This is a genomic window from Deltaproteobacteria bacterium HGW-Deltaproteobacteria-6 (assembly GCA_002840435.1).
Lineage (GTDB): Bacteria > Desulfobacterota > Syntrophia > Syntrophales > Smithellaceae > UBA8904.
Genome location: PHAT01000008.1, coordinates 104,096 through 116,490, shown reverse-complemented (window position 1 = coordinate 116,490; position 12,395 = coordinate 104,096). Strand labels below are relative to the sequence as shown.

Below are 12,395 nucleotides of genomic sequence, written 5' to 3'. Positions count from 1 at the left end.
TAAAACAGGATGATGGTAAACAGGGTTTCAGCTTCTGATTAAGCTGACCTTGCATCGTTTACGGGAGGCAAAGCCCCGCAAAGCCGGTTGACGGGCATTGATCGCCATAAATAAGAATGATGATAAAGTGTGTGCGCGGAAGGGGCATGGTTTAACTCGTTCATAGTTAACCCGTCATTGATCAGTGGAAATGAACTGTTTTGCTAATCCGCTAACTGTTTATATGTCAGGATTGAAATGAAATATTTACTATTTTATACGGCTGCTTCGCGAGAGTCAAGACAAAATCCTTGTTAATCCAATATCCTGTTGCGCGGGAATTATTCTTCAATCATCGGAAAGAACCCGAACAATCAGCGATAAAAAATATCAGCGTTTCTGAAGCGCGAAGCCGCTGATGCCTTTTGCAACCTGATTTCATTGTGCTTTTATTTTTTTAGTCATCAAACTATTTTATGGCATTTTAAATGCTTTGCTCCATCTGAATGATGGAATTTGCCGGAAACTGGCCGGTGGAGAATTCCTCCGTTAACATTGCCGTATAAGACGGATTACGTCTGCGCGAAAAGGACACCCATCCATGATTACCGAATTTCTGAAAAGAATTCATTTTAACGGTCCGCAGCAAGTTGTTAATGAATTGAGTCCCCATATTCATGTTCTGGAAACAATTGTTTCTTCAACAGAACGGGAGTTTCTGTCCATTGGAGAAAAAATACAGGAGTTTCACCAACGGGCGAACAAGATTTCCAATACGGCAGCGCAAATCGCGGGGAGGATTTCCGGCCAGGAGATGGATGACGTCCGGGAAGGATTCAACAGGATATCGACCATTGCCGAAAATCTGTCCGGTGGCATGCGGGCGGAAAAAGACACCATCCGCGTCATCTTGAATCATTTTAACAGGCTCGGGCAACCGCTTGCGGACTTTGAAAAAGTTGTCCGCAATCTGAGTGTTTTGTGCAATTTTATCAAGATTGAAATTGCGCGCCTGGGGCTTTCCGATACATCATTTTATAAACTGTCTGAAGATGTCGGCAGGCTCGCCAAACTGATCGAACAACTGATCAAGACTCTGGCCGATCAGTCTCAGTCCGCTGTTTTATCTTTGAACCGGAACATCGTTTTAATTGAAACCTGTGATTCCCGTCAGCAGGTTCAGGGTAAAATGATTCTCGAAAAAATCGGCGCTAATTTGTCGGCTATTGCGGAGCAGAACGCCGCATCGTCCAAAACGATTCATGATATTTCCGGAACGTGGCAGCGTATTTCTCTTAATGTCGGCGAGGTGGTTCAGTCATTGCAATTTCATGACATTACCCGCCAGCGGGTGGACCATACCCGGGAAGCGCTTGCCTGCCTTCCCGGAAAACTCGACAAGTGGAGAAAAGAAAAAGGCGTTTCATCAGGCGTCTGTCGTAAAATGGATTTGATTGCCGGTACGTTTGATTTGCAGGCGGCGCAACTGCAAAGCGCGGATCATGATTTAAGCTCTGCCGTGGAGCGGATGATGCAAAGCCTGCGCTTCGTTGCGAAAGACGCAGCAGACATTTCCGGAAAAATCATATCCTTTACCGGTCAGGATGGCGGCAGAAAAGATGCATTTCTTGTTCAGATGGAAAAAGATGTCAACGCGCTTGCCGATTCCGCCGGTGATGTTGCGCGGATCAAGCAGGATTTGACGGCGGCTATGTCCGCCCTGTCGCAAACGGCCATGGGAATGTCCGTATTTGTAAAGGATATGGAAAAAATCGGTATCGAAATGCAAAGACTGGCGCTTAATGCGCGCGTGCATGCGGCGCATCTTGGTTTCGAGGGGGCCACGCTGGGGGTGCTCGCGGAATCCATCCATCAGTTGTCTCAGGAAACGTCGTTGATGGTGCAAAAAATCATGTCGGATCTTCAGACGGTTGTGGAAAACGCCAGAGAGCTGGCCGGTATGGCGGGTACCGGCGGCAGCGATCAATTGGCTCAGGTTCATGAGGACTTTCTCACCATGCTCGGCCCCCTGAAAAAGATAGAGCTGGAGATTGCCGCGCTTTTGCCGGATATCGAACAATCCGGCGTTCTGCTGGCCGGGGATATCGGGCATTTACTGGGCGGAATTCATGTTCATGAAAAAATAAGTTCGGCGCTCACGAAAGTCGCGGCATACCTGAACGCAGCGGTCAATAAAATGATGACGGGCGGGGGAAAAAGACCTGCGCGCGAAAAAAACGGATTTTTGGAAGATTTGTCGAAGAAATATACCATGCACAGCGAAAGGGCGACGCATCTGGCTTCTGCTGCGGGGTATGTTGAAAAATCAAATCCGGTGATGGCCGCCCGGATGGAAAAGGTTCCGCCCGCGGCAAAGCAGGGCGGGGCCGGCGGCGGCGACGACCTGGGCGATAATGTCGAGCTGTTTTAATTCCGCTTACGCGGATCAGGCGTTAATTCGTTGCGGCTTGCTGCGAGGCGGCTGATCAAAGGTTCCGACGGGCTATTCCATGAATCCTTTTTGCCCTTCATCTGAATAAATGCCGAGGCAGATATCCACGATGTGAGCGTCATAAAGAGACCCGCGTTTCTGGGTGATTTCTTCAATGGCTCTTTCGATGCCCAGGGCGGGACGATATGGCCGGTGTGCGGACATGGCTTCAATCACGTCGGCCACGCCGATAATGCGCGCTTCCAGGAGGATTTCCTCTCCTTTTAGTCCCTGCGGATAACCGGAACCGTCTATCCTTTCATGATGCTGTAAAATAATCTGCGCGATCGGGTAGGGGATCTCGATGGTTTTGAGAATATCATAGGCATTTTGAGAATGGGTTTTCACCATCTCCATTTCCAGGCGGCTCAGTTGCCCCGGTTTCGTCAGAATTTCGGCCGGAACGGCGATTTTGCCGATATCATGAAGGAGTCCGGCAATCCGAATGGCCTCTATCTGGTCTTCGGACAGAGCCATTTTTCGCGCGATGATGCCGGCGATTCTGGCGACCTGCTGCTCATGGCCTGCCGTATAGGGATCGCGGCTTTCCACGATTTTGGATATGGCCAGCACCGTGCCTTCCAGAATCAGCTGGATCTTGTCATAGCTGGCTTTGAGCTCTTCAGCCCGCTGAGCCAGATGCAGTGTTTTCTGGCGCACTTTCTCTTCCAGATGTCGGTTCAGTTCGATCAATTCCGTATTTTGTTTTTTGACCAGTTCATCCAGACGCCGGTTTTCGATCAGCAGTTCCGCTTTAGACAGCATTTGATTGATGGAAAGAAGCAGTTCATCCTTGTGCCACGGTTTGGTGAGATACAGATGAATGCCGCCGCTGTTGATGGCCTGGATGATGGCATCGATGTCGGCATAACCGGTCAGCAACACGCGCATGGCGTTGGGGCAAATTTCCCGGGCCTCAGTGAAAAATTGCACGCCTGTCATGCCCGGCATCATCTGATCGGAGATAATCAGGGAAAAATCCGGCGATTTTTTTAATATGCTGAGCCCTTCTTTTGCGGAGCTGGCCGTATGCAGATCATATCCTTCATCCGCCAGCGTCATCGCCATGATATCCAGAATGGCTTCTTCGTCATCAATAATCAAGATCGAATGCCGGTGTTTTAAAGGTATTAACGGAAATGAATTCATTAGATTAAGTCCATTACTTCGATAAATATTTTATTCCTGCCATCCCGATTAGTCGTCATGAAATCCTTTGCGGCAGAGGATAACAGAACACGCAGAAGAAAAAAAGCGGAAATCCTTGGATGAGGATCGAAATCCGGCATGGCCGGATTAACCGGCCGTCCGGTTTTTGTGATCATCCAGGATTTTTCTTAAAAAATGGCCGGTGGAAGACTGTTCATTTCGCGCCACTTCCTCAACTGTGCCCGCCGCTACAATCTGTCCGCCGCCGGGCCCGCCCTCGGGGCCGAGATCGATTACATGATCCGCGCTCTTAATGATGTCCAGGTTGTGCTCGATGACGACCATGGTATTGCCCATATCCACCAGACGCATCAGAACGTCCAGTAATTTTTGGATATCCGCAAAATGCAGTCCGATGGTCGGTTCATCCAGGATGTAAAGCGTATTGCTGTTGGCCCTTTTGCCCAGCTCCCTGGCCAGTTTGATCCGCTGCGCCTCGCCGCCGGACAGCGTAGTGGCCGACTGCCCCAGGCGGATATACCCCAGGCCGACATCAGAAAGCAGCTGCAGGTGCGTTTTAATGGAGGAGATGTTGGTGAAAAAATCCAGCGCCTGATCGACGGTCATATCCAGGATGTCGGCAATACTCTGGTTCTTGTATTTAACATCCAGGGTGTCCGCGTTGAATCGTTTGCCCCGGCAGGCGTCACAGGTGACGTAAACATCCGGCAAAAAATGCATTTCGATTTTAATCAGCCCGTTTCCTTCACAGGTTTCGCACCGTCCGCCTTTCACGTTGAAGCTGAAGCGTCCCGGTTTATAGCCGCGCACACGCGCTTCAGGGAGCCCCGTAAAAAGATCGCGGATAAAGGAAAAGATGCCCGTATAGGTCACGGGATTGGACCGGGGCGTTCGTCCGATGGGCTGCTGATTGATCATAATGACCCGTTCAATGTTTCCCAGATCCCGGATCTTCCGGATTTTACCCATGCCGCCCGTGTGCTGGTTGAGGCGGCGCGCCATCACTTTGTACAGGGTTTCAATGACCATCGTGCTTTTGCCGGAACCCGACACGCCGGTTACCGCGGTCAAAACACCAGTGGGGATTTTAATGTCGATATTCCGCAGATTGTTCTGCGACGCGCCTTCCAGAATAATATGACGGCCCCGGGTGGGTCGTCTTTCAGCGGGCAGGGCGATGGCTTCTCTGCCGGAAAGAAATTTGCCGGTCAGCGAGGTTTCACTGACGAGCACCTCGGCGGGCGTGCCCTGGAAAATAACTTCGCCGCCCAAGGTTCCGGCGCCCGGCCCCATGTCCACGATATGATCGCAGGCCAGCATCATATCGGCGTCATGCTCCACCACCAGCACTGTATTGCCCATGTCGCGCAGTTGTTTGAGCGTATCGATCAGCCGCAGATTATCTTTCTGGTGCAGGCCGACGGTCGGTTCATCAAGCACATACAAAACGCCCATCAGACCGGAGCCGATTTGCGTGGCAAGCCGGATGCGCTGGGACTCTCCGCCCGACAGCGTAGAGGTTGACCGGGCGAGATTCAGATAGTCCATGCCGACATTGAGCAGAAAGGTCAGCCTGTTTTTGACCTCCTTGAGAATGCGCTCGGTAATGAGCGTTTCCTGCGCCGAGAGTTGCAGGGCCTGGAAGAAATTGAAGCATTCGCGGATGGACATCAGACAGAGTTCGTAAATATTTTTACCGCCCACGGTGACAGCCAGGCTTTCTTTTTTGAGCCGCGCGCCGCCGCAGCTTTCGCAGGGCCTTAAATCAATATAGCGCGCCAGATCATTGCGTATGGCGGTGGATGTTGTTTCCCGCCAGCGCCGCTCCAGTTGTTTGATGGCGCCTTCAAAAGGATGATGGGTGAAATAGCGCTTGTCCGGACGGTCGGAGTAGAATTTAATGGCTTCCGTCCCTGAACCGTATAGGAGAATATTCTGGATTTTTTCGGGCAGCTTGTTGAATGGCATATTGATGTCGAACTTATAGTGCGAAGATAACGCATCCAGAACATTATAGTAGTTAAGGGAGTTCCGCCCGGCCCAGGGCGCGATGGCGCCTTCACGAAGCGACAGGCCCGCGTCGGGCACCACCAGATCGATTGCAAAATGCATGCGTGAACCCAGGCCGTTGCATTCCGGACAGGCGCCATAGGGCGTGTTGAAGGAAAACACGCGGGGCGCCAGCGTGGGCATGCTGATGCCGCAGTCGGGACACGCGTATTTTTCAGAATACAGCGTTTCACAACCGTCGGCGGTGACAATTCTGACCAGGCCGTCGCTTTTATTCGCGGCGATTTCCACGGAGTCGCGCAGTCTTTTGCGAACGCCTTCTTTCAGGACCAGTCGGTCGATGATGAGATCGATGTCATGGCGTTTTGTCTTCGCGAGGACAATATCATCCGACAAATCCTGAACCCCGCCGTCTATGCGGACACGGGCGAATCCTTCCTTCTGGAGCTTTTTCAATTCTTTGGCGAACTCGCCTTTTTTCCCTCTGATGATCGGCGACATGACGCTGAAACGGGTATTTTCGGGAAGGCCAAGCACGCTCTGCACGATGCTGTCGATCGTTTGCGACTGAATTTCCCGCCCGCAGCCATAACAATGGCAGACGCCGATTCCGGCGAAAAGCAGACGGAAATAGTCGTAAATTTCAGTGACGGTGCCCACCGTGGAGCGCGGATTGTGACTGGCTGCGCGCTGTTCGATGGCGATGGCGGGTGAGAGGCCTTCGATGGATTCCACATCCGGTTTGTCCATCTGGCCGATAAACTGGCGCGCGTAAGTGGAGAGCGATTCGACATAACGGCGCTGGCCTTCGGCGTAAATGGTGTCAAAGGCCAGAGAAGATTTGCCGGAGCCCGAGACACCGGTGATCACCACCAGCTTGTCGCGGGGAATATCCAGGCTGACATGCTTGAGATTATGCTGGGACGCGCCCTTTATTCTGATCAGATCCATAGCTTGCTTTGCTGCTTCCTAAAGACGGACATCGATGAAAGATTTTTTGCGGATGCCCTCAATCCATTCATCATATTTTTTGGTGATTTTTTCTTCTTCAATCGTTGCCTTTATTTCTTCGCGCACCACCGTGAACGGTTTCAATCCCGCTCCGCGCTTATCCACAACGGTGAGAATCTGAAACCCCAGTTCCGTCTCTATCACACCACTTACTTGTCCTACGGGCAGACTGAAAGCCACTTTTTCCACATCCGGTAAAATGACCCCTCTTTCCACAAAGCCGATATCTCCGCCCTGAGCCGCGGCCGGGCCCTGGGAATATTGCGCCGCAAGCTGCTCAAACGGTTCGCCGTTCAGGATGCGCGTGTGCAATTGCTGCGCCCGGTCTCTGGCCGCTTCGCGCACCGCATTGCTCATGCCTGCGGGCACCGGCAATAAAATCAATTTGATGTGCACCGCTTCCTTGCCCTCATAATCCTGCCGGTGTTTGTCGTAATATTCGCCGATTTCCTGATCGGTGACCAGGATCTTGGCCTGAACCTCTCTTTTCAGCAGTCTCATGCGCAACAGCTGCTCTTTGATATCTTTTTTGACGCTCTCCAGGGTTTTTCCTTCATCCGCCAGCTTCTTTAAATAGATTTCCATGGACGTATTATTTTTGGCCAGCATGTTGCTGATGATATCCATGACTTCCGCGTCTTTGATGGAAGCCATGCCCATGCCCGCTTTTTTGGCTTCCTGTTCGATCAGCATCTGATCAATCAGGCGCTGGAGAAAGGATGCTTTGCTCTTCGCCATAACGTCTTCAAGGTTGTTGCCTTTATAGCCGGCCTTAATATTTTTTGCATACGGTTCAAATCCCCGATTAAATTCGGACAGCGTGATGATTTCATCGTTGATTACGGCGACAATTCTATCCGTGACTTCGGCGGCAGCCGACGCGCCAATAAGCAGAACCGCCAAAATGAGCGCAAAACCTATTTTATAAACCTTCACAGTTTCCCTCCCTGTTTGAAATTAATTTATTACGGCTTCTTTTTGAGAAGATGGATTTCCTTTTTGACGATGGCTTTGGCTTTTAATCCATCCAGCCATGCGGTAAATGCCGCATCTTCCTTCTGTTCCCGGATCCCGGCCATAACGATTTCCCGGCAGTCAGCGAAAGATCTGGCACGGGCCGGTTGAATTTCGGTTACCTTGAAAATGTGGTATCCGTATGCGCTTTTCACAATCGGACTTATTTTACCCGTCGGCAACTTAAAGAGCGTTCTGTCAAGCGGCTCCGGCATGGTTCCACGGGAAATCAGGCCCAGGTCGCCTCCACGCGCCGCCTCCGGTCCGATGGATACCTGGGAGGCAACTTTGGCAAAATCCTCGCCGCTTTCCAGTCTGGCTTTTATCTGTGCGGCTTTTGCCGGGTCTCTTACAACAATTTGCGCCGCCCGGACGCGTGCTTCAGGCTTGCACAGAAGGGGATGCTCATTAAAATAATCTTCGGCTTCATCTTCCGAAACACGGATGGATGCATTAACATCCAGCGCCACCAGCTTGTCGAAGAGCATCTCTTTTCTCAGTTCTTCCCGCCAATCGTCATATCGCACATTTTGTGCACTGAGCAAATCAAAAAAATTATCGCCGTAATCTTTCCGGATATCTATCAGTTTTTTTTCCAGTTCTGCATCGCCGACAGACAGTTTTCTTTCCCGGGCTCTCTGGAGGATAATTTTTTCAGTAATCATCGAATCCAGAATTTCCTCTCCCAGCATTTCCCGCTTATTTAATGAATCCGGAAAAGCTCTGGGGGAGAGCAGCCCCTTTTGGGCGTTTAATCGTTGCTGATATTCCTCCAGGTAAATTTTTTCGCCGTTGACGGTGGCGACAACCTGTCGATTGAAGACATGATCGCAGCTGCAGACGGCAAGAAGGCACAGCACTCCCAGAAAAGCCAGGGGCATCGACGGCCCGTCCGGCCCGGTCAAAATTCTTAATATAGGCGACTGCATGTTTTTCATAGCGAAAAAAATCACCTGAGCGCAGCGATTGGGTGCATTGATCTTGTTAGCTGAATATTTTATTCATAATCATTTGTTGTTACCCCCTTTTTCCAAAGGCGGGTTTTAATTGATCCGATAGATCATCTTCTATAATCTGCAAAACATCAGAGGATTCATTGTAAACCTTTATGGAACCTTGATACCGACCTTTTAAGCAATATTTTATATATTGATAATAGTTATTGGGCAAGCATCTTTAAGAGTCCTTCGGCCTGGTCCAGTATCTCGGCCGCGGTTGCCGCTTCGGCGGGTAAAAACAATTTGAAGTCGGGTGTGAACCGTAAGTCTTTGATTTTCTTCCGGGAGAGTGAAATGATCCTGGCGGGATCAATCGGGGAATTTTCCCGGAAATACAGATAAAAGTATTTGCCGTCATATCCCATTTTTTTGGCCCGTAAGGGCTGCAATTGATTACGGATGCCGATCACGCGCAAAAGATTTTCCGCTGTCTGCGGCAGGGGGCCGTAACAATCGATAAGCTCGCTGCGAATCTCGTCGAGATCCGCAGCGCCCGATGCGTGCGATATTCTTTTGTACAAAATCAGCCGCTGATGAATGTCCTCCACGTAGTCTTCGGGAAGAAAGGCGGAGATCCCCATTTGAATTTCGGGAAGAGATTCTTCGACAGGCGCCGGGTCTCCTTTGATTTCCCGTACGGTCTTTTCCATCAGTTCGGTGTAAAGTTCGTAACCGACGGCGGAAATGTGTCCCGCCTGCGACAGACCCAGCAGATTTCCGCCCCCGCGGATTTCCAGATCGTTGTAGGCAATGCGGAAACCGGAACCCGGTTCGGAAAATTCCTTGATGGCCTGAAGCCTTTTTAAGGCGTCGCGCGACAGGAGCGCGCCTATGGGCAGGAGCAGATAAGCGCTGGCTTCCTGATTGCCCCGGCCCACGCGGCCGCGGATCTGATAGAGCTGGGCCAGGCCGAAGCGGTCGGCGCGGTTGATGATGATGGTGTTCGCGGAGGGAATATCCAGACCCGATCCGATGATGGTCGTGCAGACGAGCACATCGAATTCGTGCCGGATAAACTGCGACATGGCTTTTTCGATGTCTATCGGTTTCATCTGGCCGTGCACCACGCCGACTTTTGCCCGGGGGACGAGCCGCTGCACCAGGTGGGCGATGGAATAGATGGAGCGCACCCGGTCATGCACAAAAAACACCTGGCCTCCCCGCGTCAGTTCGGCCTCGATTGCCGCCTTGATGGTATCTTCATCAAACTCCAGAACATAGGTTTTAATCGGCTGCCTTTCTTCCGGCGGCGTATTAATAATGGATAAATCGCGGATACCGACCAGCGACAAATGTAGTGTGCGCGGAATCGGCGTGGCCGAGAGCGTCAGCACATCAACCAGTGTCCGCATTTTCTTCAGTTTCTCCTTATGCGAAACACCGAAACGCTGTTCCTCGTCAATAATCACCAGCGCCAGGTCTTTGAATTCCACGTCCTTTTGCAGCAGGCGGTGCGTGCCGATGACGATATCCACTTTCCCCAGACGAAGATCCGCTATGGTTTTCTTGAGCTCGGCTGCGCTTTTGAAACGGTTGAGGACTTCGACGCGGATCGGAAAGTCGGCGAGTCTCCGCGAAAAAGTCGCGTAGTGCTGCTCGGCCAGAATCGTGGTCGGCGCCAGCAGCGCCGCCTGCTTGCCGTCCATGACCGCGCGAAATGCGGCCCGGAGCGCGACTTCCGTTTTGCCGAATCCGGCGTCTCCGCAAATCAGCCGGTCCATCGGCTTTAAGTCATCCATGTCGGTATGAATATCTTCAATCGCTCTGGCCTGATCGGGCGTTTCTTCGAATTCAAAGGTTGCACAGAATTCTTCATAGATGCGGTCCGGCGGTGCGAAGGATTTCCGTTCCATCGCCTCGCGGGCGGCGTAAATCGCCACCAGTTCCTCGGCCACATCCCGCACCGATTTTTTGACCCTCTCCTTGACTGCGTCCCAGGAGGTTCCTCCCATTTTTTCGACTTTCGGCGTGACGCCTTCCGGACCCAGATAACGCTGGATTTTCTCCAGTGAGTTTACCGGCAGGTAGAGTTTGTCGCCCTCGAGATATTCAATGACCAGAAAATCGTTTTCAATTTTGCCCACGGTGATTTTTTGCAGGCCGCGGTAAACTCCGATGCCGAAATCCGTATGAACGACAAAATCGCCCTCTTTGAGGTCGCCGAATGATTTGAGAAAATAACCTTCACGGACCGGCCTTACGCGGCGGCGGGATGTCTTCTTGACAAAGATTTCCTCTTCGCTCAACAAGGCCAGATTCAGAGCTTCAAAGACGAAACTGCCGGATATTTTCCCCTCGTGCAGGAAGAGCGCCGGGACGCAGCCGGGATCATCAATGGCGTTAAGCAGGGGGCTGTCCGCAGGCAGAATCCGTACCGGCAGATCATACCCGGTAAGCAGATGCTGCATCCGGGTGGTGTCTTCCGGTGTCGGTGAAATGAAGAATACGGTCATGCCGGAGGCCAGCCAGTTTTTGATCTTATTTGCCGTGCGGCGCAGAAGCGCCTCTTCCTTTACTTCGAAGGCCTGGGGTTCGGCGATCAGTATTTCCTGATGCGCCGTAAGCGTCACTGCCTGCGCCGGGGTTTCCTTTGCATCCAGCGCGAGACCCGAGAGTCGAATCTGTCTGAACCCGGCCAGACGCGCGCTGAGTGATTCTTCCTCCAGATAGACACCGGCGCTTTCCAGATAAAACTTGCCGCTCGCTTTCGCCTTGTAGAGCAGCTTATCAATATTGGCCGCGGCGGTTTGCGCGGCCTGATCAATTGCCAGCGGATCGTTGAGAATAAACAGAGTATTCTGCGGCAGGTAATCAAAAACACTGGAGAGCTTTTGCTCTCCCAGGTTTCCCCGGTCGTCATAGTCTTCATAAAAGAGGGGCAAAAAGATCGGATTGACGGAGGTTGCGGATTGCTGCCGGAGCGTTTCCGTAAGACGGCTCCGGAGATCGCGTGAAAGGTCCAGATCGTCGGCCCGGCGCTTGACATTGCGCACGGCGCGATTCAATCTTGTTTCATCGATCAGAATTTCACCGGCCGGTCCCAGAATGAAAGCGTCAACGGCAACGCCTGAGCGTTGAGATGAGCAGTCAAAACGGCGGATCGATTCAATCTCGTCGCCGGTCATTTCCAGGCGCAGCCCGTCCGTTTCGGTGGGCGGAAAAATATCCAGAATATTGCCGCGGAGACTGAATTCGCCGGGATTTTCCACCAGCGATACCCGCTGATAGCCGCCGGCCAGAAGCCTCGCGGGAAATTCCTCCAGAAGCAGCATATCGCCTGTCGAAATAATTTTCAGATACTGTTGAAATTCGGCTTTCGGCATGACTTTCTGCATGCAGGCCGCAAGGCAGGTGACGATGATCCTGCGGCTGTCCACCTGCAACTGGGTCAGCACATTCAGACGGGCCAGTTCTTCTTCCCGCTGCAGGGCAAACATGTCGATGGATAGAAAATCGAGCGGGGGGTAATGCAGCACGGCTGCCTCACCCAGAAAGAGCATCAAATCACGGGCGAAAGCGGCGGCTTCCCTGGCTGTCGGACAAATGACGGTGAGAGGGTGTCCCAGGCGGTCAAACAAAAGCGCGGTCAGAAACGGACGCGCGGCGCCGGTCAGCCCTTGAACATCAATTACGGGTGTCTCCCGGTCAATCAGCTCCAGAAGCTCCCGCACAGGCGGCGCGTCCTGAAGTATTTTTTTATCGATAATTTTTCTCAATGAACT

Annotated in this window: 6 protein-coding genes; 1 reads left to right on the top strand and 5 read right to left on the bottom strand. The window is 51.9% G+C overall.

Annotated features, from left to right (window positions below; translation table 11 throughout):
* Positions 1–580: 580 nt before the first annotated feature.
* Positions 581–2,410 (top strand): hypothetical protein, encoded by a 1,830-nt coding sequence (locus CVU71_16685; GenBank protein PKN17407.1) that lies wholly within the window; start codon positions 581–583, stop codon positions 2,408–2,410.
* 72 nt (positions 2,411–2,482) lie between these two features.
* Here CVU71_16685 and CVU71_16680 read toward each other — a convergent pair whose 3' ends face one another.
* The 5 genes from CVU71_16680 to mfd form a co-directional block, all read right to left on the bottom strand.
* On the bottom strand, positions 2,483–3,619 hold the full coding sequence (locus CVU71_16680; protein ID PKN17406.1) for a hypothetical protein: 1,137 nt from the start codon (positions 3,617–3,619) through the stop codon (positions 2,483–2,485).
* A 147-nt stretch (positions 3,620–3,766) separates the two neighbouring features.
* On the bottom strand, positions 3,767–6,601 hold the full coding sequence (locus tag CVU71_16675; GenBank protein PKN17405.1) for an excinuclease ABC subunit UvrA: 2,835 nt from the start codon (positions 6,599–6,601) through the stop codon (positions 3,767–3,769).
* Positions 6,602–6,619: 18 nt separating this feature from the next.
* The gene (locus CVU71_16670; protein PKN17404.1) at positions 6,620–7,597 is read right to left on the bottom strand and encodes a hypothetical protein; all 978 of its coding nucleotides are present in this window, start codon (positions 7,595–7,597) and stop codon (positions 6,620–6,622) included.
* Positions 7,598–7,626: 29 nt separating this feature from the next.
* Positions 7,627–8,613: a hypothetical protein gene (locus CVU71_16665; GenBank protein ID PKN17403.1), complete on the bottom strand. Its 987-nt coding sequence runs from the start codon at positions 8,611–8,613 to the stop codon at positions 7,627–7,629.
* Positions 8,614–8,834: 221 nt separating this feature from the next.
* Complete coding sequence (mfd, locus tag CVU71_16660) at positions 8,835–12,389, bottom strand: transcription-repair coupling factor (protein ID PKN17402.1); 3,555 nt, start codon at positions 12,387–12,389, stop codon at positions 8,835–8,837.
* Positions 12,390–12,395 lie beyond the last annotated feature (6 nt).

What these genes read in the sequence shown, in the direction of transcription:
- CVU71_16685 (PKN17407.1), top strand. Translation starts at nt 581, where the DNA reads ATGATTACCGAATTTCTGAAAAGAATTCATTTTAACGGTCCGCAGCAA.
- CVU71_16680 (PKN17406.1), bottom strand. Translation starts at nt 3,619, where the DNA reads ATGAATTCATTTCCGTTAATACCTTTAAAACACCGGCATTCGATCTTG.
- CVU71_16675 (PKN17405.1), bottom strand. Translation starts at nt 6,601, where the DNA reads ATGGATCTGATCAGAATAAAGGGCGCGTCCCAGCATAATCTCAAGCAT.
- CVU71_16665 (PKN17403.1), bottom strand. Translation starts at nt 8,613, where the DNA reads ATGAAAAACATGCAGTCGCCTATATTAAGAATTTTGACCGGGCCGGAC.